The 22,895-nt window shown below is 41.0% G+C and carries 19 protein-coding genes and 1 other annotated feature; of the genes, 1 reads left to right on the top strand and 18 read right to left on the bottom strand.

From position 1 onward, the window contains the following. From LACPOB_RS11585 to LACPOB_RS0102610, 14 genes are all read right to left on the bottom strand, one after another. A partial coding sequence (locus tag LACPOB_RS11585; protein WP_040532643.1) for an IS1096 element passenger TnpR family protein occupies positions 1–207 on the bottom strand: 207 nt, incomplete at its 3' end. A 27-nt stretch (positions 208–234) separates the two neighbouring features. Next, positions 235–1,605, bottom strand: coding sequence for a 23S rRNA (uracil(1939)-C(5))-methyltransferase RlmD (gene rlmD / locus LACPOB_RS0102670; RefSeq protein WP_017867290.1), 1,371 nt, complete (start codon positions 1,603–1,605; stop codon positions 235–237). Between the two features lie 811 nt (positions 1,606–2,416). Then, the gene (locus tag LACPOB_RS0102665; RefSeq protein WP_026142715.1) at positions 2,417–3,448 is read right to left on the bottom strand and encodes a diacylglycerol kinase; all 1,032 of its coding nucleotides are present in this window, start codon (positions 3,446–3,448) and stop codon (positions 2,417–2,419) included. 45 nt (positions 3,449–3,493) lie between these two features. Beyond that, entirely contained in the window at positions 3,494–4,927 is a 1,434-nt protein-coding gene (gatB, locus tag LACPOB_RS0102660) for an Asp-tRNA(Asn)/Glu-tRNA(Gln) amidotransferase subunit GatB (protein WP_017867288.1), read from the bottom strand. Further along, the gene (gene gatA, locus LACPOB_RS0102655) at positions 4,927–6,390 is read right to left on the bottom strand and encodes an Asp-tRNA(Asn)/Glu-tRNA(Gln) amidotransferase subunit GatA (protein WP_017867287.1); all 1,464 of its coding nucleotides are present in this window, start codon (positions 6,388–6,390) and stop codon (positions 4,927–4,929) included. Before gatA ends, gatB begins: the two co-directional genes overlap by 1 nt. Positions 6,391–6,393: 3 nt before the next feature. Continuing rightward, positions 6,394–6,696 carry an Asp-tRNA(Asn)/Glu-tRNA(Gln) amidotransferase subunit GatC gene (gene gatC / locus LACPOB_RS0102650; protein ID WP_017867286.1) on the bottom strand — a complete coding sequence of 101 codons (303 nt, stop codon included), beginning with the start codon at positions 6,694–6,696 and terminating at the stop codon, positions 6,394–6,396. A 427-nt stretch (positions 6,697–7,123) separates the two neighbouring features. Beyond that, positions 7,124–8,290, bottom strand: a complete 1,167-nt coding sequence (locus tag LACPOB_RS0102645; protein ID WP_017867285.1) for a CamS family sex pheromone protein — start codon at positions 8,288–8,290, stop codon at positions 7,124–7,126. Further along, entirely contained in the window at positions 8,287–10,311 is a 2,025-nt protein-coding gene (gene ligA, locus LACPOB_RS0102640) for an NAD-dependent DNA ligase LigA (RefSeq protein WP_017867284.1), read from the bottom strand. The genes LACPOB_RS0102645 and ligA overlap by 4 nt, the downstream gene beginning before the upstream one ends. A 140-nt stretch (positions 10,312–10,451) precedes the next feature. Next, positions 10,452–12,677, bottom strand: a complete 2,226-nt coding sequence (pcrA, locus tag LACPOB_RS0102635) for a DNA helicase PcrA (RefSeq protein WP_017867283.1) — start codon at positions 12,675–12,677, stop codon at positions 10,452–10,454. 596 nt (positions 12,678–13,273) lie between these two features. Continuing rightward, the gene (locus LACPOB_RS0102630) at positions 13,274–14,464 is read right to left on the bottom strand and encodes an ATP-grasp domain-containing protein (protein ID WP_017867282.1); all 1,191 of its coding nucleotides are present in this window, start codon (positions 14,462–14,464) and stop codon (positions 13,274–13,276) included. 153 nt (positions 14,465–14,617) lie between these two features. After that, positions 14,618–15,193 (bottom strand): xanthine phosphoribosyltransferase, encoded by a 576-nt coding sequence (locus tag LACPOB_RS0102625; RefSeq protein ID WP_017867281.1) that lies wholly within the window; start codon positions 15,191–15,193, stop codon positions 14,618–14,620. A 131-nt stretch (positions 15,194–15,324) separates the two neighbouring features. Further along, the gene (locus LACPOB_RS0102620) at positions 15,325–16,005 is read right to left on the bottom strand and encodes a glycoside hydrolase family 73 protein (RefSeq protein WP_017867280.1); all 681 of its coding nucleotides are present in this window, start codon (positions 16,003–16,005) and stop codon (positions 15,325–15,327) included. A gap of 5 nt (positions 16,006–16,010) precedes the next feature. Beyond that, a complete protein-coding gene (locus LACPOB_RS0102615) occupies positions 16,011–16,601 on the bottom strand; it encodes an ECF transporter S component (protein ID WP_017867279.1) in 591 nt (196 codons plus the stop codon). Between the two features lie 227 nt (positions 16,602–16,828). Further along, positions 16,829–17,254, bottom strand: a complete 426-nt coding sequence (locus LACPOB_RS0102610; RefSeq protein ID WP_017867278.1) for a MarR family winged helix-turn-helix transcriptional regulator — start codon at positions 17,252–17,254, stop codon at positions 16,829–16,831. A gap of 610 nt (positions 17,255–17,864) precedes the next feature. Between LACPOB_RS0102610 and LACPOB_RS0102605 the strand changes: the two genes are divergently transcribed. Further along, complete coding sequence (locus LACPOB_RS0102605; protein WP_017867277.1) at positions 17,865–18,170, top strand: DUF454 family protein; 306 nt, start codon at positions 17,865–17,867, stop codon at positions 18,168–18,170. Between the two features lie 365 nt (positions 18,171–18,535). On the opposite strand, the gene LACPOB_RS0102600 is transcribed toward LACPOB_RS0102605, so the two are convergent. The 4 genes from LACPOB_RS0102600 to rplA all read right to left on the bottom strand — a co-directional run bounded on the left by LACPOB_RS0102600 (position 18,536) and on the right by rplA (position 22,880). After that, on the bottom strand, positions 18,536–20,617 hold the full coding sequence (locus tag LACPOB_RS0102600) for a DNA topoisomerase 3 (RefSeq protein WP_017867276.1): 2,082 nt from the start codon (positions 20,615–20,617) through the stop codon (positions 18,536–18,538). Positions 20,618–21,049: 432 nt separating this feature from the next. Then, positions 21,050–21,418, bottom strand: coding sequence for a 50S ribosomal protein L7/L12 (gene rplL / locus LACPOB_RS0102595; RefSeq protein ID WP_017867275.1), 369 nt, complete (start codon positions 21,416–21,418; stop codon positions 21,050–21,052). A gap of 46 nt (positions 21,419–21,464) precedes the next feature. Continuing rightward, positions 21,465–21,968: a 50S ribosomal protein L10 gene (rplJ, locus tag LACPOB_RS0102590; RefSeq protein ID WP_017867274.1), complete on the bottom strand. Its 504-nt coding sequence runs from the start codon at positions 21,966–21,968 to the stop codon at positions 21,465–21,467. Between the two features lie 35 nt (positions 21,969–22,003). Continuing rightward, positions 22,004–22,122, bottom strand: a sequence feature (ribosomal protein L10 leader region). Between the two features lie 68 nt (positions 22,123–22,190). Next, the gene (rplA, locus tag LACPOB_RS0102585) at positions 22,191–22,880 is read right to left on the bottom strand and encodes a 50S ribosomal protein L1 (RefSeq protein ID WP_017867273.1); all 690 of its coding nucleotides are present in this window, start codon (positions 22,878–22,880) and stop codon (positions 22,191–22,193) included. Positions 22,881–22,895 lie beyond the last annotated feature (15 nt).

Raw genomic sequence — 22,895 nt, 5'->3', positions numbered from 1 at the left:
CCCAGCCATTTTCACACCTTCAATAAAACTGTCACGCCTGTATTGCGTTAGTGAAAACAAGTGGCTCGCCTGCATTTCAAACATTATCATGATGCAATATGACAGCTCTGCCATCGTTTTTTCTCCATTAATTTCAAAGCGACGCCAAACCAATGGTTTATAGTCGTTTAATTCTGCGTAGAAGCGAAAAATTTTGTGTTTGGTCATAATGATCCCTCCTCGATTCTTTAAAAATTAATTTCGTTCCAATACCGCGATCGTTTCAACATGTGTTGTTTGTGGAAATTGGTCAAATGGTTCAAGTGGTCGTTTGACAGAGTAACCTTGCTCACCAAAACGTTCGATATCGCGCACTAAGGTTGCCGGATTGCAGCTGACATACACTACTTTTTGTGGCGCAGTTTTAGCAGCAGCTTCGATAAAGTTCGCAGTTAAGCCTTTACGTGGCGGATCGACCACGATCACATCAGGATCGACTCCAGCGTTTGCCCAGTGTTGCATCTTTTCTTCAGCATTGCCTACCTCAAAGGTTAAATTATCCAGTTTATTGATCCGTGCATTTTCTTTTGCGTCTTCAATTGCTTCCGGCACGATCTCAACACCATAAACTTCTTTAGCGGCTTTGGCTAAACTCAAGGAGATCGTTCCGATCCCACAGTATGCGTCTATCACAGTTTCCTCACCATGTAAATCAGCTAATTCAACTGCACGAGCATATAATTTCTCTGTTTGTTCAGGATTGACCTGGTAGAAAGACTGCGCAGAAATATTAAAAGTCAGTCCATTTAATTGATCCTGGATGTAATTACGTCCACGCATGATTTTAGTCGTTTTGCCCAAAATAACATTCGTCTTATCTGGATTGATGTTTTGTTGAACACTGATCACGTCAGGGCATAGTTCTTGAATCTTAGCTGAAATTTCAGCTGCACCTTTTAATTTCTTCGTGCGTGTGATCAACACAACCATCACTTCACCACTATAATGACCCCGACGGACCATCACATTACGGATCACACCGGTATGTTTTTCTTCGTTATAAGCTGGTACGTTATACTCACGCAAAATATCACGGACTGTCAAGATGACTTCATCGATACGTGGATCTTGAATCTCATAATCTTCCAGTGGAATAAAATTATGGCTACCACGACGGAAGAACCCCGTCGTTAACTGCCCCTTGTAGTTACGAGTAGGAACTTGAGCTTTATTTCGGTAATGACGTGGTTTGTCCATCCCGACTGTTTCAGTGACCTGTAAATCAGATAGATGTGCTTTTTGTAAAAGATCAGACACTAACTTTTTCTTGTACCTTAGCTGTGCTGGGTAAGCCCAGTGTTGCAGCGGTGCTATCCCCGTTTGCACAAGTTCTTTCTTACCGCCATCGACCCGATCAGGACTAGTGGTCAAATATTTAATTGCTTTGGCAAAGCCATACTTTTTGTCGGCCTTTAAAACATGTAATTTTACTTCTTCGCCGGGCAATGCACCCGCAACGAATAAAGGATAACCATCGACCTTAGCGACGCCCATCCCCTGATAGGTAATATCAGTGATTGTCGCTGTTAGTTCCTCGTTTTTATGGACAGGTATTGTTGTTTTCATTTTAAACTCCTTAATTTTTGGTAGTTCATTTATTTTTTCATTTGGCAAATATTCTTAATTAGACATTGATTCACAGTGTACAAAAGACATCATATAGTTGCAAGTATCACTTATGATGCTTAGCTGCTCCAAACTGTGATTTTGGTCCGTATTTGGCAGCAGCTCCTGAGTAAAGTTCAGTTATTTTGTATCGCATTTCTACTTGTGAAGCATAGTCACGCCGGCTTAGGGTCACTTCTTGCTTTGTGATACTTACTTTAGTGGAGTTGGTATTACATTACGAAATGCAGTACTTACTTTCCTCGAGTTAGGGTCGCATCTCAAAATGTGCTGCTTACTCTCGAATACTTGGTATCACATTTCCATTTGCGACACTTACTTTGGCGGAGTTGGTATTACATTTCGAAATGTATCACTTACTTTCCTCGAGTTAGGTTTGTATCTCGAAATATGCTGCTTACTTTCGAATACTTGGTATCACATTTCCATTTGCGGCACTTACTTTGGCGGAGTCGGTATTACATTTCGAAATGTATCACTTACTTTCCTCGAGTTAGGGTCGCATCTCAAAATGTGCTGCTTACTTTGAAACACTTGGTATCACACTTCCCATTGGAGTACTCACTCCGACCATGTTAGTGACACATACCAACTAGTAACACTTACTTGCCTCAATCTAGGCCCACATTCTTACTTGACAAGTGAATAATACTTGCGACCTGTGCACTCATTTGGTAAGAGCGCCCCATTTCTAAAGTCAAAAAGTGGCCGCAACAACTGCTGTTACGACCACTTCTACCTGCAATACTAACTACTTCTCAGGCGTAGCTGCGTCATCATCAGATTCATGTTGATCGGGAAGCTGTTCCATTTCATGAACGAAACGGTCACGTGCATCTTGAGCTAATGCATTCTCAGCCGTGATCGCAGAATCTGGGATCTGATCAGTGTTAGCACACATTTCAATATGTTGTTTATGATCAATAAAGGTCATTGGGGCATCGCCACCGTACTCACCATCGACGTTGATCATCATCCGTTCACCCGGGGCATCCGCTACGATCTTAGAGGTCTTAACATAGACGATCCTAGAATCATCAACGTGTTTGCCACCGTTAAAGACCTTGCGGATCAAGTGCAAGATCTCAACAAGGTTGCTGGTCTTAACGATGATCAAAGTGAATTTACCATCGTCTAACGAAGCATCAGGTACGATCTGTTCAAAACCGCCGACTGAATTAGTCATAGCGACAAAAAACATTGAAGCCTGACCATCAAAAATGCCCTCGTCATATTCGATATGCATGTCAAGCGGTTTGATCCGGGGTAACAGTTCAGCACCCTTTGCGAGATAAGCTAGGTAACCAAACTGCGACTTTAACTCCGATGGAACGGAATAAGTGATTTCCGATAACAAGCCACCGGCAGCAATATTCACGAAATAGTTCTCGTTTGCCTGACCAATGTCCATTTTGACAGTTTGACCCTTAGCGATGACTTTGGCCGCAGCTAAAGGATCTTCACGTGGGATCTTTAACGCCCTTGCATAGTCGTTAGTCGTTCCAGCAGGGATGATCCCCATCTTTGGTCGCTTAGCCAAAGGTGCGATCCCGTTAACGACTTCGTTGATGGTTCCGTCACCACCAGCGGCGATCAAGAGATCAAAACCATCTTTAGCCGCACGTTTAGCCTCATTTTGAGCGGAATTTTCCTCAGGAGTAGTCGCGAAAGCACTTGTTTCATAGCCGGCATTTTCCATAATGTCTAAAATACCGATCAGGTCCTTCTTCATGGCTTCCCTGCCTGAGGTCGGATTATAAATTACTCGACAACGTTTTTTCATAATTGATCTTTTTTTAGGGAAGTCACCTAAACTAAGAGACTCCCATTACCTTTCTTTCAGACTAGCCATTAGAAGTTTATTAACAACTTTGGGATTGGCCTTACCACGTGTTTGTTTCATGATATTACCGACTAGAAAACCAACGGCCCGGTCTTTACCATTCTTGAAGTCTTCAATCGACTTAGCGTTATTATCCAACACTTCATCTATGATCGGCTGCAAGGTTTGTGGGTCTGATAATTGAACCATACCCTTTTCTTCGACCCAAGCCTTTGGATCAGTATCATTGGCAACGATCTGCTTGAAGACTTTCTTAGCGATCTTACTGGAGATCGTTTCGTCTTTGATCAAACCGATCATTTGTGCCAAATGCTCTGGGGTCAAAGCTAAATCTGCCAGTTCAAGTTTCTTATCGTTCATGTAGGCACTCACATCGCCCATCAACCAGTTAGCCGCTAATTTAGGATCAGCACCGGCTGCAACTGTCGCCTCAAAGAAGTCTGACATTTCCATCGTCTGTGTCAAAACATTGGCGTCATATTCAGTCACACCCCACTCATTGACATAGCGGGCACGTCGTTGTTCAGGCATTTCAGGAATAGAATCTTTAACTTCTTTGATCCAATCATCTGAAATATGGATAGGTGGCAGATCTGGTTCAGGGAAGTAACGGTAATCACTCTTACCTTCCTTAACACGCATCAAGACAGTTTCACCCGTATTAACGTCAAAGCGACGAGTTTCTTGTTGGATACTGCCACCTGCACGGATGACATTTTCTTGACGTTTTTCTTCAAATTTCAAACCAGAACGCACGTGTTCAAATGAGTTCAAGTTCTTCATTTCAGTTTTCGTCCCATATTGGTCAGAGCCAATTGGGCGAACAGAAATATTAACGTCGGCCCGCATGGAGCCTTCTTCCATTTTCACATCAGAAACTCCGGTAAACTGGATCACCTGACGTAATTTCTTCAAGTAAGCATATGCTTCATCCGCTGAAGCAATGTCTGGTTTTGACACGATCTCGATCAGTGGCGTTCCCTGACGGTTCAAGTCAACGTAAGAATATCCGTCTGGATCATGGGTATTTTTACCAGCATCTTCTTCAACGTGCATTTCTTCGATCCCGATCTTCTTTTTAGAACCATCTTCTAGTTCTACTTCCAAGAAACCATCATGACCAATTGGTGTTTGAGCTTGTGTGATCTGATAAGCTTTTGGATTATCAGGGTAGAAATAGTTTTTACGGTCAAAGTGAATATCCTTAGTGATGTGGCAATTCAAGGCTAAAGCAGCACGCATGCCGTATTCCAAAGCACCCTGATTGACTTCTGGCAAAACACCCGGATAACCCCAGTCGATAACGTTGGTATTAGTATTAGGTTCTTGACCGTATTGCACGGGTGCGGGAGAAAATGCTTTAGAATTAGTTTTCATTTCAACGTGGACTTCAAGTCCGATTGTTGTAGCAAAGTTCATTAATTTTCCCCTCCGATCGTTGGAACTTCTTTGTAGAAGTCAGTTGCTTGTTCAAAGGCATAGCCAGCGCGATACATTGTTTCTTCACCAAATTGTGGCGCGATCAACTGCATCCCGATCGGTAAACCATTTGAAAATCCAGCCGGCAACGACATACCAGGTAAACCAGCTAAGTTAACGGGGATCGTTAAGATATCATTCATGTACATCGTAACTGGATCATTGATCTCTTCACCGATTCCAAAGGCTGTTGACGTTGTCGTTGGAGCTAAGATCAAGTCGTAATTTTCAAAGACATTAGAAAAGTCCTGACAGATCAAAGTCCGAACTTGAGCGGCCTTCTTGAAGTAAGCATCGTAAGTTCCGGCAGACAAGGAGAATGTTCCTAACATGATCCGACGTTTAACTTCATCGCCGAATCCTTCGGAACGAGAACGTACATAAACGTCTTCCAAATTCTTAACATCGTCAGCCCGGAAACCATAACGGATCCCATCGTAACGTTGCAAGTTAGAAGAAGCTTCAGAAGAAGCAATGATGTAATAAACTGGTACACCGTACTTACTATACGGTAATGAAACTTCTTCAACCGTTGCACCCAATTTTTCATAAGTCTTGATCGCATTTTTAATAGCTTCGCGCACATCATCGGCAACACCTTGGTCCATGAATTCTTTAGGCACACCGATCCGCATCCCCTTGATATCACCATCAAGTTTAGCAGTAAAATCGGGAACTTCGCGTTCTGATGTCGTAAAGTCATGTTTGTCATGACCTGCGATCGCACTGAGCATCAAGGCATTATCCTTCACGCTGCGTGTCATAGGTCCAACTTGGTCTAAACTAGAGCCAAAAGCAATGACACCATAGCGAGAAACACGCCCGTATGTTGGTTTGACACCTACAATCCCGTTAAAAGCAGCTGGCTGACGGATCGAACCACCAGTATCAGTACCTAAAGCGGCAAGCAATTGACCCGAAGCAACTGCGGCTGCAGGACCACCAGATGAACCACCAGGAACCTTAGTCTGATTCCATGCATTCTTGGTGATTTTGTATGCTGAGTTTTCCGTTGAACCGCCCATGGCGAATTCATCTAAGTTCAACTTACCTACATTGATCATTTTCGCAGCATGCAACTTTTCCATAACTGTTGCGTCATAGATCGGCTTGAAATTACCTAAGATCTTACTTGCAGCAGTTGTTTTCAAGCCCTTAGTAACGATATTATCCTTGATACCTACTGGGATCCCAGCTAATTTGTCAGCGTCTGTAATGCCTTTTTCGTCAACTTTTTTCGCAGCAGCTAAAGCTTGTTGCTCATTCAAAGTCAAGAAAGACTCGATCTTTTGATCACGAGCCTTAATTTGTTCAAAAGTTTCAGCGGTCAATTCCTGGGCACTAAAATCTTTGTTAAGTAAACCTGCATGAAGTGATGACAGGTCATTTTTAAAGTAATCCATCGCTTAACCTTCCTCACTTTCATCGATAATTGCAGGAACTTTCACGAAGCCACGGTCCTTTTGTGGTACGTTATGCATCAAGGTTTCACGCTCCGTACCCTTGATAGCTTTATCTTCACGCATCACGTTTTTAGCTTCTGCAACAGTAGATGTCACTGGAACACCAGTTGTATCCACTTTACTGAGTTGTTGAACCATCTTGATGATGTCATCCATTTGGCCAGCAAACATCTGCAACTCAGCATCAGTAAATTCAAGCTTGGCCAATTGGGCGACGTGCTTTACTTCATCGGCTGTGATTGCCATTTTATTTCCCTCTTTCTTATCATTTAGTTTTCAATAATTTCTAGTTAGCGGCCTCAAGCTAAATAAATAGTTGGGCAACCTCCGCAATGTAAAGTAACGGAATTATTTCAAGTTAACACTTGCTATTCTAGCATATTTTCAGAAAAGTTTGACCCTATAATCACTAAAAACTGGACATGTACAAAGAACATGCCACAGTTTTTAGAAGTTTCTTTAGATTTGAGTAGTGCAGTAACTAAATGTGATGCTAAATTTGCTAGACTTTGTTTCACATTTTAATTTGTAAAGCAAACTAAGCTAAAGTTACACACACATCGTCATTTGTCAGTCTAACCTTGCCAAACTTTGCATCACATTTACGTTTATCTGACTTACTTGGCCACAGTTAGTGACACATTAAAGCACACCTGTCAGCATAGCAGTTAGTCTAGTAGCTACTAAAGACGTGCGTATAAAAATCACCACTACCATCATCACGAGACAAGAAAGACTGGACAGAACCATCGGCACTCTTGACTGTGATGTCGATCGGGATACCCGTTGGTAAATAAGTCCGGGCGGCTTGTGCTACGTACTGTGTGAAACTAGTGATCTCAGTTTGACTATAAAACTGGGTCGTGATGTTAACTTTCATCCCTTGCAAAGACTTATTTTTATACTGTCCTTGAGCAGTTACACCAGCCAAGTTCGGGAAGAAGTTTTTGATCTTATTTTGGAAGCCTTCGAATGAAGTTTCATCGTTATCATTTGGCACTGACTTCGTTGCAGTCGCTGGGAAAGTATAGCTTGAAAGATTGGTATCTTTCCAGCTACCGATCTCATTTCCGTTCTTGCTGACAGTCGAAGCATAAAATGACCCACCAACTAAACTATCATTGGGTGCTTGTTCAAACAAAGCGATCATGATCGGTGTATCTGATGAAACGCCTTTTTCTTTACGCACACGTGCTAACACTTTAGCTGCAGCGATCCGTCCTTGTTTAGTCATCTCTTCTTTAGAGATCTTAGACGTGTAGGTTGAACCGTACTGTTCTTTTTGGTAATAATCTTCCCGGTTCATCCCAATACCGATCGTGATGCCGCCTAAACTTAGCTTACCGTCATTATCATTCATGTAATCTTGTTCTTCGATCTGTTGAATATACATCGGGTTCCGCTTTTTAGCGTCCTTTTCGCCGTTATCCTTCGGGTTTAAGCCCATTGGATTATCCCCTGACTGTCGGTCTAACCAATCCTCGACAGTCGAACGAGATAAAATTTGTCCTTCTTGGAAAACGTATTTTTTAGGTGAGAATTGATTCTTAGAAAGTGATGTCAAACCAGATTCAAAACTCTGCAAGTTCAACATGTTGTCTGCTTCCTGCGTGATCCCAACTCCGCGGGCCTTACTTGCCTTATACTTTCCATTTCTGATCACACCTTGGTAATCTGAATCTTCAGTTTTACCAGTAGTTTGATAGCCTTTCTTAGAAGTGGTGCCATTTGTTTTGGCAGTATTACCAGAGCTATTATTGCCATCTCCAGTATTCGAACACGCAGTGATCAGCAGGGCTGACATCAGTAAGCTGATAAAAATTACTGTCTTTTTTTTCATCGTTCTGCCTCCATTTTCTTGGTGAATTGAGCCTCATCCATGACCTGCGTGCCGAGTTCTTGCGCTTTAGTCAACTTGCTGCCAGCATCGTGACCCGCGATCAATAATGAAGTTTTCTTGGAAACACTGCCAGTAACTTTTGCACCGTGGTCTTGCAACCATTTTTTAGCGTCAGCACGCGTTAGTGTATCGAGTGTTCCGGTCAAAACGACCGTTTGTCCGTTAAATTCACTTTCTTGTGCCTGCTGTTCAACTTGACTTACAGTTTTTCCGAGATAGTTCATGTTAACATTTTGTTTCTTTAATTCCGTGATCAATTCTGCCACTTCATCAGTCGCGAAATATTTAACGATGCTTTCGGCGATCACACCACCCATCGAATCGATCTCTTCGATGTCTGCAGCAGAAGCATCTCTGATCGCATCAAGGTTTCCAAAGTGTTGGGCTAAGATTCGCGCAGCCTTAGCACCGACATGCCGGATACCTAAGCCAAATAATAAGTGTTCAACTGAGTTTTGCCGGCTTGCATCGATCGCCTCTAACAGATTGTTGGCTGATTTATCCTTAATTTTATCTAATTTTAATAGATCGTCCTTGGTCAAGGAATACAGGTCAGCAACATCTGTGATCAGATCCAGTTCAAACATTTGCTGGATGATCCGTTTGCCCAAACCACGAATATCCATGGCATTCCGTGAAGCAAAGTGGATCACACTTTCCTTCAACAATGAGGGGCATTTCGGGTTCACACATCGTAAGGCGACTTCATCATCCAAATGTACCAACTCTGCTCCACATTCCGGACAAGTAGTAGGTATCTCATATTCTTTAGAATCATTCGGACGCTTATCCAAGACGACTTCTGAGATCTCAGGGATAATATCACCCGCTTTATGCAGCTTGACGGTATCTAAAACACGGATATCCTTTTCTAGCATATAATCCGGATTGTGCAAAGATGCCCGGCTAACTGTAGACCCTGCCAACAAAACCGGATCCATGACGGCTGTCGGTGTGATTACACCTGTCCGTCCCACGGTCCATTCGATGTTGCGTACGACTGTTTCTTGTTCATCAGGCGGGAACTTGTAGGCGATCGCCCAACGTGGGACCTTGACCGTATTGCCCAATTCTTGTTGCACTGTAAACGGATCAGCTTTTAACACGATACCATCGATATCATATTCAAGCTGGTCACGCTTGTCTTGATAATCATCGATGTAGTGGTCGACTTCATCCATGTTAGTTGCCAAACGAGAATCGATATTAGTTTTAAAGCCCCAATCACGCATTTTTTTTAAGGCTTGGCTTTGCGATGTAACACCAAACTTTTCTGGTTCCATTAAATAATAAATAAAAGTACTCAAATTACGCGCAGCCGTCACTTTCGAATTCAACTGGCGCAAAGAACCAGCCGCGGCATTTCTTGGATTAGCAAAAACTGGCAAGCCCTGTTCTTCACGGTATTCATTCAAATGTACAAACGAACTCTTCGGCATGTAACATTCGCCACGAACTTCAACGGAAACTGGTTCACTTAGACGTAAAGGGATCGCATTGATCGTCTTTAAGTTTTGGGTGATATCTTCACCGATCGTCCCGTTTCCCCGAGTCGAGCCTTTGACGAAGACGCCATCTTCATACGTTAGTGAGATCGCAAGGCCATCGATCTTCAACTCGCAGTTAAAAGGGACCTTCTCACCCACATTTTCATGTAAACGATCTATGAAATCCTGCAGTTCTTGTTTGGAAAAAACATCCCCTAAAGACAACATCGGCGTTTCATGAGACACTTTTTCAAATCCGGATAAGATCTGGTCACCGACACGTTGAGTAGGCGAATCCGCAGTAATAACTTCGGGATGCTTCTTTTCTAAGTCTTGTAGTTGTCGGTATGTCTGATCATAAACAGCATCTTCGACCGTTGGCTGATCTAAGACATAGTATTGCCGACCCCACTGATTTAATTTTTGTCGTAAATTTTCAGCTTGTTTAGCACTATCTGCCTGCTTTTCGGCCATCGTTTCTCCTCCTCGAACTACTTTTTACTTCAGTATCAAAAATTGGTCAGCCAAAACATGCCTCCAAATTTTTAGTTCATTCCTATTTTATTTCTCTGTTCTCAAATGATTAAGTCTCACCCACAAAATTTTACCAAACCTTATGACTCGCGCTTAGTGATCGGTGCAAAGGATGCCAAAAGTCGCTTGATCCCTTGCGAATCAAAGGCAATATCTAATTCAGTATTTTCACCGACACCGCTAACTTTGACGACCGTTCCTTCGCCCCAGGCCTTATGAAAGACTTTGTCGCCGACATTCCAGGCTTTCTTTTCGGCTCCCGTCGTAGTTGGTTTTGACACACTGCCCGGTTTCATTTGCGCTTGCTTAGACAAGTTGACCTGACGTGCTGTCTTATTTTGGCCAGAACTTGCTTGATGCATTCCATCTTGTTGCAATAAGTCATCATCGATTTCTTCGATAAAACGTGAGGTTGGGTTGTTTTGTTTACGCCCATATAACATCCGTGAAAAAGCATTGGTCAAGAATAATTCTTGTTGTGCCCGCGTAATACCAACATAAGCTAAACGCCGTTCTTCTTCAAGTTCATCTTCGTCAGTCATCGCACGTGACAACGGGAAGATTCCTTCTTCCATCCCGATCAAAAAGACCACTGGGAATTCCAAACCTTTAGCGGCGTGCAAGGTCATCATCGTCACTTCATTTTGTTCTTCATCAACGCTATCTTGGTCAGAAACCAACGATAGTTCAGCCAAGAAATCAACGAATGGATCTTGATGTTCTTCATCTTCTTGCCAAGTAGAATCATATTGTTGGGTCACAGTCAAAAATTCGTCCAAGTTTTCCAACCGACTCTCATTTTCCAGTGACTGTGTCTTTTTCAATGCTTTACGGTAACCTGACTTTTCCAAAATGGCATCTGTTAATTCCGTTACCGTAGCTGTCTGTTCCATTTCATGTAAGTCACGCATCAAATGGGCAAACTTTTCCAATTGTGTGGCCGCCTTGCCGGTAATATTTGTCATGACGACATTTTCAGCCGCCTCTAACAAGCTCAACCCATTCACCGTAGCAAAGTCAGTTAATTTGTCCAAACTAGCTGCACCGATCCCCCGCTTAGGTTCATTGACGATCCGGTTGAAACTCATCGAATCTTGAAGATTAGTTGCCAAACGCAAGTAAGCTAAAATATCGAGGATCTCCTTACGATCATAGAAACGATGAGCTCCGACGATCTTGTACGGGATATTAGTTTTGACAAATGTTTCTTCCATTACACGTGATTGAGCATTAGTTCGGTATAATATCGCAAAATCTTTATACTTTTTACCCTGTTCACGAATGCCTTGTTGGATATTTTTAACAACAAAGTAAGCTTCATCATTGGCATTCATTCCCCGGTAATAATGTATCTTATCGCCCGGGTCATTTTCAGTCCATAACGTTTTTACTTTTCGATTCACATTATTTTTAATAACGGAGTTAGCGGCATTCAAAATCGTCTTAGTGGAACGATAGTTTTGTTCCAACTTGACCACTGTCGCATCGGGATAATCTTTTTCGAAGTTCATGATGTTTTCCATATTGGCACCACGCCAGCCATAAATACTCTGGTCGGCATCACCGACAACACACAAGTTACGCGTCTTGGCTGCCAACATATTGACTAAGCGGTATTGGGCTTCGTTAGTATCCTGGTATTCGTCCACATGGATATATTGAAATTTACGTTGGTAATATTCTAAAGTTTCTTGGTCTTGTACAAACAACTCGATCGTTTGCATGATCAAATCATCAAAGTCCATCGCAGAGTCTTTACGCAACTCTTCTTGGTACTTTTCATAAGCCTGCGCTGTGATTTGTTCAACGGGACTCTCAGCATTTTTCTTAAAGTCATCGACTGTCTGTAAGTCGTTTTTAGCATTCGAAATATTGCTTAAGATCATTCGCGGATCAAATTTTTTAGTATCCACGTTTAGATCAGCTAAGATATGCTTCATCAATGTCCGCTGTTCACTAGGGCTAGCAATCGTAAAGGAACGACTAAAGCCGATTTTTTCTGCTTCACGACGTAAGATCCGCACACATAAAGCATGAAAAGTAGCGACCCAGATGTCTGAGGCATCTTCCCCCAACAATTGGTCGACCCGTTCACGCATTTCCTTGGCAGCCTTATTAGTAAATGTGATCGCCAAGACATGCCACGGCAAGACATTTTTTTCTTGGATCAAATAAGCGACCCGATGCGTTAATACACGCGTCTTACCACTGCCTGCTCCGGCCATGATCAAAAGCGGCCCTTCGATACATTGAACCGCTTGTGCTTGTTTATCATTCATTTTGTCTAGTAGGTTATTTTGACCCAAATTATTCAATCCTCTCTAAATCTTCAGTCTGCTACATTATAGCACAGGACATCCCTTCTTGGGCACTAGTCAAACTCTGTAAAGGTATCCATTTTTAAAGAACTTAACATGACCCATCTGATGTTTTTCTAGCGTTACCACTGAGTATGAGAGGCTGGGACAAAACAATATCCCAGTCTCTTCTTTTGCTAAAAATAATCAAATTATCGCTTCTAATTTTTACAGCATAAACGCGTTTTAAAAGTCTGAATCCTCAAATTCCTGTCCTGTGCTTTGCTAGGCCAAAAATGGCGTAAACGGCATTAAATACCGGCTTCAAAACGACTTTTGTCCCGCTCTCTTTTTCTTACTTTTCCCTTGCATTATCGGGCAACTAAAAAGAAAGCTTTGACATAAGCAGCTGTGCGATTCTAAAAGGGCCGTCGACTTAACCCATTAATGGGATAGATCGACGACCCTTAAACGTGTTCCAAAAGATTGAAGCCTTACTGAACAACTATCCCTATTCTAGTTCTTCACTTTGCTACAGCCCGAAATAATGCGATTATTGTCACGAACGGCTTCAAAACATCTTTTATCTCACTATCATTTAATATTTAATCTTCACTTTTTTCTTCAGTCGGCTGTTTTTCATCCCAGATCCCCGTGGAATCTAACTGCCCTTTGGCCTCATAACCATCATCAGCCGTGATCGCCACAAATCCGCTCTTAGATTGAGGTAACATTGAAGCTGGATAGCGGAAGAAATGGTAAAACCAGTTATCTTTTAAAACCCACTGTGTCTTGATCGACTGTTGATCTTTTTCTTGGAAGAAACCGATCGCTGCTTGTTGAATGACCTTAGATGTCACAACTGGCATATTCACAGCTGCACGTATCTGTTCTTCTTCTAAAGAAACATTACTAATATACTGATAGATATAGCCTGATTCATGAAGAGCAGGTACGATACGTTTGACATAGATCGCCTGTGACTGTGTCAAGAAAAAGCCAATTTCCATTACACCGACGTAATTTAAATTATCACCGATCTGACTTGCGATATTTTTGAGCTCATCCCAAATCTGATCTGCAACTTTAGCCGGCCCTACGACCTGGTTTAAATGATGTACCTGATAGAAAGTCTCTAACGGGGCTAAAAAGCGCATTGTCCCACTTTGTTCACGTACCATTACAATTGAGATCTCACGTTCATACGGGACCCACGATTCTAAAACAAAGGTACCCTGTTCAACCAATTCTGCACATTTGGCCACATCAGATTGCTTACGTAAAATAAACTGAGAATTATGCATCAATCCTTTTTGGATCGGCTTTAAAACACAGGGGAAACCAATCGACGAAATTGCTTGATAAATATCATCCAGGCTCACGATCGTCGAATAAGGCGCAATATTGACGTTGATCTGCTCGAAAAAAGCTCGTTCTAACAAACGATCTTGCATCAATTCTAAGGCCTCACTACCCTGAGGAACATTAGTGAATCTTTGGATAAATTTAATCGACTCAGAACTAACTTGTTCCGACTCGTAGATCACTAGATCACAACGTTCAGCAAATTTTTGTAATTGTAATTGATCATTACCACGGCCTACGATTGCCAAGTCAGCCTCCCTTAATGTGGGGCTTTCAGCGTTGGAACCATAAGCTGCGACTTTAAATCCCATCTGTTTAGCCTTACGGACCAATTCGATCCCATTTGGACTATTACCGATCACACCGATCGTACTACTAGGAAATATGACTTTTTCTGCCACTTTTGTTTCACTACTTTCCTTAACTTTCAAATATTACTTTCCACTAGAAGCATAACATAATTTGACTGACTTAGCGGTCATTTACAACTTTCTTTATTAAAAAATATAATCTTTTAAATTTGAACAAAAAAGCTGCTCATCTCTTTTGCAAGCAGCTTACTTGATCTTATTCTATAAAATTTCTTATTCACTGACAAAATGAACTTTATCATTTGCAAATGAAGAGATCCGGGCTAATGACTCTAAACGAACACCCTGATCACGCAAAAGCTGACCACCATTTTGGAAGGCCTTTTCAACCACGATACCGACACCTTCAACATGTGCATCTGCTTGCTTACAAATTTCTAACAAACCAGAAACGGCCTGTCCGTTGGCTAAGAAATCATCGATCACTAAAACATTGTCTGTTTGGAGTAAAAATTTCTGATCAACGGAAATTGTATTAGTGACTTTTTTAGTATACGAATAAACATCAGCCGTAAACAATGAAGTATTCATCGTTGAGCTCTTTGTTTTCCGAGCAAACAAAACTGGCACATGTAAAGCCAAGCCAGTCATGATCGCCGGTGCAATACCTGACGATTCAACCGTTAAGATCCGCGTAATGTGATTATCACGGAACAAGTGTGCAAATTCTTGTCCGATCGTATTCATCAATTCTGGATCGATCTGATGGTTCAAAAAGGAATTGACTTTCAAGACATTACCAGGCAAAACCAGCCCATCTTCCCTGATCCGTTTTTCTAAAAATTTCACTGAATTTTTCCTCCTAAACTCTTCTATCCCGTATAACTGCAACAACACAGCTTATATTAGTATCAACAATATCACAACAGTTGGCAAGCGACAATCTTTGCAAACGTTAAAATTGTGGATTTTTACTCAGTTCACAAGTCATATTGGTCTAAATGATATTCCTGGATCAGATCGATCAGCTTTTGCGCATAATCAGGATCCGTCGCGTAACCATTGGATTGCAAGGCTTTGGCAGCCTCCTGGTAATTTTTAGCATTAATAACGCCCTGATAATGTTTAGAATCCCAGCCTGTTCCGTTTACAAATAACTGAGCATGAGCCGCGATCGACTGATCATAATTATCATAGGCTGCAAAACGATCTTTGACCGTGATCCATTGGCCATTAACATATTCTTTGGTAGTTAATAGCGGGCTATTCGGGTCAGAACTTTTGACCCCAAATAAATTATGATATTTAGCAGACAGTTCACTTGTGCCCCAATCTGACTCTAAACTCGCTTGTGCCAACGTGATGCTTGTGAACACGTGGTGTTGTCGTTGTTGCTTTTGTGCACTCGGAACTAATTCTTTGATAAATTCCTGCTTACTCTTTTCCCCTGCCGTCTGTTCAACCTTGGGTGTTTCATCATGTTTGTCGAACCACTTGATCGTCTGTATAGAAACTAAGGTCACTAAAAGTACGACCAAAATCAAATCAGGCCATCTAAAAGTAACTTTTTTCGAATTACGTTTAGAACTAGGACGTCTTTTTTTAGTCTGACGTGGCTTTTTAGTTGTTTTTCTAGTACTTTGTTTCTTTTTTTGTGGCAATCAATTCATCTCTTTCGTACGCGCTTGAGTAATGGTTTAGCGATCAAAGGACTTACAAATGCAGCGATAATAGCTTCAGGGATTCCATTTGTTCCGACCACACCTATGATATACGGCATCATAGCTTTTGTATCGATCTGATACAAAGCCTGAGAATGTCCATTGTAAAATAAATAAATTTGCCCTAAAACTAAGAGTGTATTTATCAGCGATCCCAATAAAGCTGCAATACCCATCGCCAAGTATTGCTTCTTCATTTTATTTGTTAACCAAGCAAAAACATAGCCCGCGACTACCCCGATCAAGATCCGCGGTAACACTGAAACTAACGGATTGACAAAAACGATCGCAGCTAAAGGACTAGTCGGCCAAACAAAGGCCCGGACCCAAGTGATCACGCCCCAGACCCCACCAACAACTGCCCCGCCGCTAGGCCCTAAAGTCAAAGCTGCAATAATGACTGTCACATGTATGATCGTTAAATTAAGTGGACCGACCGGAATATAACCTAAAAATGGCACAAAATTTTGCATGATAATAATTGCTGCAAATAATGCATATAAAACTCTTCGGTAAGTCTGGTCGCTTTTAACCATTCCTTTTACCTCCACTAAAAAATAGAAAATTACATTCCTCGAAATAAGCTATTTTTCTTTAATTGTTGTCTATCATTATAGCATATTTACACCAAAAGCTTACGCGCTATTTTGCACGTGCAATTTAAACTTTAGAAAAAATAAAAAACGGCTGCTTTCTGGCAGTCGTTTTTTATTCTTATACATCCATTTCAAGCCTAACCAGACTCAAGATACTTGGTATAAAACTACAGTTCTTCGTGAACGATTTCAACAGTTTGACCCAAAACCCGCTTAAAAATCGCATAATCTCGGGGTTCGACCTCGTCTTCCAAACGTTGTTGCAACGTTTCCCAGAACTCTTCATTAGTTTTAATACTATTGGCATATTTTTCTGTGGTCGTTAGATGTGTGACCCGATGATCAGAAGGGTCGATCCGTTTTTCGATCAAGCCTAAATTGATCAGCTTCTTAATATGATAGTTAGTATTTGGCGTGGACTGTCCCAACATCCGTGAGATCTTTCCGATCGTTGGTTGTTTCAACTGGTAGATCGCCTCTAAATAATATACGTCGATCGCCCCTAATTTGGTCGACTCTTCATCTTTATACTGTTGACTAGTAAGCTGCAAGATCTGTGTTAGATCAGTCATAAGTTTCTGTAACGAACTCATAATAATGATACCCCCATATTTAATTTTGCCCCTACAAATTATATCAAAAAGAATCAATACGTTAAGTATTATTCCACTGACTTTCCATATATACAGTGTATATTGTACGACATTTACAATAGAACGCAAGAAAATTATCTTGATTTTTTCAAATTAAATTTTTAACACAGAATGTGAAATGCAATAAACTCTACTGTTTTATTTACATAAAATAAGTTGATACCCATGAAATAATAATATTTTTATACAAGTTTGGACGCCCCTCTCCTTAACTAATGTACTGTACTGTCCAAATTGAATGTACGTGTTGCCGGCCAAAATTTAAATAAATTTATTAAGCTATTTTTATTTATCAGTCAAACAAACAAGTTCCTGCCAACTATGAAAGCAGCCTCACCTAGGTTTAACTTTACTTAATCAGCTTAACCATTTCTTATAAGCTTTTTTATATGCACCAGCCCAATGACATGCTATAATCATAAACAATTGAATTAACATATATGTCTGTCTTCGTAGCTGGTAACTAACTCAACTGGCAAATTTCAGTATTAGTCGTTCAGCTATTCGTCTTTTTTCGTTTGACTCCAGTATTTTTTAAGGAGGGATCCTATTGACGCATAGCATTACTAAATTATTATGGTGCTTATTGACAATTGTTGCATTTACATTGGGATTGATTGGTTTGGCTTTACCAGTCTTACCTCAATTACCATTTCTTATCACGGGCTTTTTTGGTTTATCCAAAGTGTCACCTCGTTTTCACCATTGGATCACAAATACCAAAGTCTACAAGATGTTATTCGGTAGTTTAACTACACACTGTAAACAAAAGAAACAAGAATTTGAAGAGCGTGGGATCAAGTGGTATGAATCTCTTTATCTCAAGATGATGTCAGTCATCATGGTCCAAGATTAAATTTACTCGAGAGCGGGACAAAAGTCGTTTTGAAGCCGGTATGTAATGTCGTTTACGTCATTTTTGGCCGTAGCAAAGCGCAGGACAGGAATGGCGTAAATGTCATTACATTGAGGATTCAGACTTTTGAAACGCGTTTATGCTGTAAAAATTACAAGCGATAATTTGATTATTTTTAACAAAAGAAGAGACTGGGATATTGTTTTGTCCCAGCCTCCTGTCATACATAAAATATACGCAAAACAGCTAGAACATAACTAGCCGCGCAATTCTAAAAAAGGGTCGTCGATCTATCCATTTAATTGGTCAGATCGACGGCCCTTAAACGTTCTCTATAAGATCAAAGCCTTATTTTCTTTTTTGTCCTATTTATTTTCTTCTGCCATCGCCTTTTTCAAAGCAGCTGCCAGCGTACTTTCGACTGGTTCTTCGTCTTGGTTCACTTTTTTGATCAAACGTTTTTCTTCGTGTTTGGTCATTTTCTTATTATTTTTCTTCTTATTATTCGGCTTTTCTGTTGTCCCGTCAAACTTGCAGCGGAAATAAGTGCCGTTTTTGCCTTCGATGAGCAGCATCTTCTTATGACACTGTGGACAGCGGTGGTTAGTCACCATTGCTTCTGCTCGACGGTGATAATCACACTCATTATTCGTGCAAACTAATAACTTACCGTGACGTGTATTTTTCTCTTTTAATAACGAATTGCACTTAGGACATTTCTTAGAGGTCAGTGAATGATCCTGATATTTCTTTTTGCTTTGTTTGATCTCAGCCACTAACTTAGTCGTTTCTTCTTCGATCTCTTTTAAGAAAGACCGGCTATTGTATTTACCATGTGCGATCTGTTCTAATTGTTTTTCCCATTTAGCAGTCAATTCTGGTGTAACTAAGGCTGGATTGACCAGTTGAAGCAACTGTCGTCCTTTAGGGGTAACTTGAAGGCTTTTATTAGTGCGTTCCATTAATTCTGTCCGTACCAATTTTTCAATGATCTCAGCACGAGTAGCCGGTGTCCCTAAACCATACTTTTCCATCTTAGCTAACAGACTGCCTTCACTTAAAGGAGCTGGTGGTGCTGTTTGTTCAGCCGAGATCTTAAATTTAGGACTAATTTGTTCACCCATTTGCCAGTCGCGTTGACTTACATCTTGGATTCTTTCACCCTTCCATCCAGATTCGATCACTTTTTCCTGGTTAAAAACAAATTTATCACTGCCAAACTGAACAGTAATCTTTTCTTGTTTAGTTTGATAAGGCTGGGCAAATAACCCAGCGAAACGTCGCGTGATCATTGTATAGATTCGATGTTCATCCTGTGATAATTTATCGTAACGCGGTTTTTGTTCTGTTGGGATCAACGCATGGTGGTCAGTCACTTTTTTATCATTGAAAACTTTTTTCAAAACGACTTGACTACCATTGGCCAAATAATTTTTGGCTTCTGGTACCAAATTACTGATTGCTTGCAGCCGTTCTTTCATAGTCGACTTGAGGTCAGAACTCAAATATTTGCTGTCAGTTCGCGGATAAGACACGATCTTATGGACCTCATACAGACTCTGAACTAAAGATAAAGTCTTTTTAGCTGAATAACCATAAGCCTGATTAGCTTCACGTTGTAACTCGGTCAGGTCATAAGGCAACGGGGCCTGTTGCGATTTATCTTTATGCGTAATATCGACTACCTTACCGTGTTGTTGGTCAAGCTCTTTGACCACTGCTTGAGCTGACTTCATATCCTTGATTTCAAACTTATCTTTTTGCTGGCGGTGAGCTTTTTTCCCATCGACCTCTAAATCGATCATATAGTATTTTTGGGGCTTAAACTGATTGATTTTTTGTGCTTGCTTGTCAACTTGAGCTAAGGTCGGTGTTTGAACTCGTCCAGCTGACAAACTATCATCATACTTAACTGTCAATGCTCTTGTCACATTCAAACCAACTAACCAATCTGCCTTGGCGCGCGCTAGAGCTGAGTAATAGAGGTCATCGTATTGCTTGGCAGGTTTCAATGATTTAAAACCTTCCTTGACCGACTTAGTTGTCTGCGAAGAGATCCACAGCCGTTTGACTGGCTTATTAAACCGGATATATTGCAAGATCCATCGCGCAACAAGTTCTCCTTCTCGCCCAGCATCTGTCGCTATCACCGCTTCTTTAATATCTTTTCGCTTGGCCAAACTTTTGATCGTTTTCAATTGACCTTGGGTTTTTGGTAGCGGCTTGATGCCGATTTTTTTAGGCAACATTGGTAAAGTTTCTAACTGCCACTTACCCCAATTTTTATGCAGATCTTCAGGCATTTGCAGCCCTAACAGATGTCCTAAAGCCCAGGTCACTACGACCTTATCTCCTTCAAAATAATTTTTATGTTTTTGCGTAGCACCTAACGTCTTACTTAGATCACGGGCTACACTTGGCTTTTCTGCCAGGATCAATTGTTTCATATTAAATAATATTCCTTTCGCGTACACATTTACCCTATTGAGTGTAGCATATTTCTAAGCGCAAAACGACTATCGCAAAGTCAGCAACAAACTGACTGCCTAACTACAGCAAACAATTTCATGCTGAATAACTTGTATTGCTTACTTCGCCGGAGTTTGCATCACATTTCTACTTGTGAGATTTACTTCGCTGAAGTTTGTATCACATTTTCTCTTGTGAGACTTACTTCGCTGAAGTTTGTATCACATTTTCTCTTACGAGACTTACTTCGCCCAAGTTTGCATCACATTTTCTCTTACGAGACTTACTTCGCCCAAGTTTACGTTACATTCTTATATATTGACCCCCTAAACCTTTAGAGGAAGTTTTTATAAATGAACACAAAAAGACACCCCTCATTTCCGAGGGGTGCCCGACATTTCAATGAATGACTATTTAAGGTTAACTGTAGCGCCAACTTCGTCAAGTTTTGCCTTGATGTCTTCAGCTTCTTCCTTAGAAACGCCTTCCTTGATAACTGATGGAAGACCATCAACCAAGCCCTTAGCGTCTTTCAAGCCAAGACCAGTGATGTCTTTGACAGCCTTAATAGTCTTAACCTTAGCTGTACCTTCGCTAGCTAATTCAACGTCGAATTCTGTTTGTTCAGCAGCATCGTCGCCACCTGCAGCACCTGCAGCTGCAACTGGAGCAGCAGCTGAAACACCGAATTCTTCTTCGATAGCTGAAACTAAATCGTTTAATTCAAGAATGCTGGCTTCTTTAAGGTCAGCAATGATTTTTTCTGTATCTAATGCCATTTTGATTTCCTCCAAATTTTTAATCAAATATATTTAAAATACAACCTTAGGCTGCATCTTCATCCTTGTTGTCAGCAACTGCTTTAACAGCATAAGCGACATTGCGCACTGGTGCTTGCAATACTGAAAGCAACATTGACAATAAGCCGTCGCGGTCTGGCAACTTGGAAAGAGCATTGATATCTTCGATTGAAGAAACCTTTCCTTCGATAACGCCACCTTTGATGCTTAATGCTTCGTTGTCTTCAGCAAATTTAGCGATCACACGTGCAGGAGCGGCAACATCTTCGCTACCGAATGCAACTGCAGTTGGTCCTGCAAATACTTCGTCTAAGCCTTCATAGCCTGCTTTGTCTGCAGCACGTTTTAAGAATGTGTTTTTAACAACACGCATCTCAACGCCAGAATCACGCAATTGCTTACGTAAATCAGTAACTTCTTCAACCGTCAAGCCACGATAATCGACGACGACGACTGATGAAGCATTATTGAATTTTTCAACAACACTGTCAACAATTTCAGCTTTTTTGGCAATAACTTCTTTACTCACTTGATTCACCTCCCAGTCGTTGTGTGAAACTTTCTTATACAAATAAAAAAGCTCCGTATCCACCAAGACACAGAGAGAGAATAAATTACTTTACTCCTCGGCAGGATATTAAGGCTTAAGCCACCTGAGTCTTAGGTAGAATCATATACAAAAATTGACCTCTATAAATGTAACATGTACATAAATAGAAGTCAACAATACTTTCTAATTTAATTTTTTAAATTAAAGAGATGAAACATCAAGTGTAACACTTGGGCCAAATGTCGATGCTAAAGATACATGTTCTACATAAATACCTTTAACAGATGATGGACGAGACTTTGCGATCACATTGCTGATAGTCTCAAAGTTACCTTTAATAGCATCTTCGCTAAATGAAACTTTACCTAACGAAACATGAACGTTACCGTCACGGTCAGTTCTATAAGTAACTTTACCAGCTTTAGATTCTGTAACAGCTTTGTTAACGTCCATTGTTACAGTACCTGTCTTAGGGTTAGGCATCAAACCTTTTGGTCCAAGAACACGGCCTAAACGACCTACTTGAGCCATCATGTCTGGCGTAGCAATGGCTACGTCAAAGTCCAACCAGCCATCTTGGATACGAGCAACTAAGTCATCGTCACCGACAACATCAGCACCGGCATCTTTAGCTTCTTGTGCCTTAGGACCTTTTGCAAAGACAACAACAGTTTGGTCTTTACCAGTACCATTAGGAAGCACAACAGCACCACGTAATTGTTGGTCTGCTTGCTTTGTATCTACGTTTAATTTGAAAGCTGCTTCGATACCTGCATCGAAGTTAGCAAAGTCGATCTTCTTAACCAAGCTGATTGCTTCGTCAAGTTGGTATTCTTTGTTTGCTTCAACCTGTTTAGCGGCTTCTAAATATTTCTTGCTTTTCTTTGCCATTAGTAAATTTTCCTC

The sequence above is a fragment of the Ligilactobacillus pobuzihii E100301 = KCTC 13174 genome (genome assembly GCF_000349725.1).
Taxonomy (GTDB): domain Bacteria; phylum Bacillota; class Bacilli; order Lactobacillales; family Lactobacillaceae; genus Ligilactobacillus; species Ligilactobacillus pobuzihii.
This window is presented reverse-complemented; position numbering and strand designations above follow the sequence as displayed.

What these genes read in the sequence shown, in the direction of transcription:
- rlmD (WP_017867290.1), bottom strand. Translation starts at nt 1,605, where the DNA reads ATGAAAACAACAATACCTGTCCATAAAAACGAGGAACTAACAGCGACA.
- ligA (WP_017867284.1), bottom strand. Translation starts at nt 10,311, where the DNA reads ATGGCCGAAAAGCAGGCAGATAGTGCTAAACAAGCTGAAAATTTACGA.
- rplL (WP_017867275.1), bottom strand. Translation starts at nt 21,418, where the DNA reads ATGGCATTAGATACAGAAAAAATCATTGCTGACCTTAAAGAAGCCAGC.
- LACPOB_RS0102600 (WP_017867276.1), bottom strand. Translation starts at nt 20,617, where the DNA reads ATGAAACAATTGATCCTGGCAGAAAAGCCAAGTGTAGCCCGTGATCTA.
- rplA (WP_017867273.1), bottom strand. Translation starts at nt 22,880, where the DNA reads ATGGCAAAGAAAAGCAAGAAATATTTAGAAGCCGCTAAACAGGTTGAA.
- LACPOB_RS0102645 (WP_017867285.1), bottom strand. Translation starts at nt 8,290, where the DNA reads ATGAAAAAAAAGACAGTAATTTTTATCAGCTTACTGATGTCAGCCCTG.
- gatB (WP_017867288.1), bottom strand. Translation starts at nt 4,927, where the DNA reads ATGAACTTTGCTACAACAATCGGACTTGAAGTCCACGTTGAAATGAAA.
- LACPOB_RS0102615 (WP_017867279.1), bottom strand. Translation starts at nt 16,601, where the DNA reads ATGGTTAAAAGCGACCAGACTTACCGAAGAGTTTTATATGCATTATTT.
- LACPOB_RS0102665 (WP_026142715.1), bottom strand. Translation starts at nt 3,448, where the DNA reads ATGAAAAAACGTTGTCGAGTAATTTATAATCCGACCTCAGGCAGGGAA.
- LACPOB_RS0102610 (WP_017867278.1), bottom strand. Translation starts at nt 17,254, where the DNA reads ATGAGTTCGTTACAGAAACTTATGACTGATCTAACACAGATCTTGCAG.
- gatA (WP_017867287.1), bottom strand. Translation starts at nt 6,390, where the DNA reads ATGGATTACTTTAAAAATGACCTGTCATCACTTCATGCAGGTTTACTT.
- gatC (WP_017867286.1), bottom strand. Translation starts at nt 6,696, where the DNA reads ATGGCAATCACAGCCGATGAAGTAAAGCACGTCGCCCAATTGGCCAAG.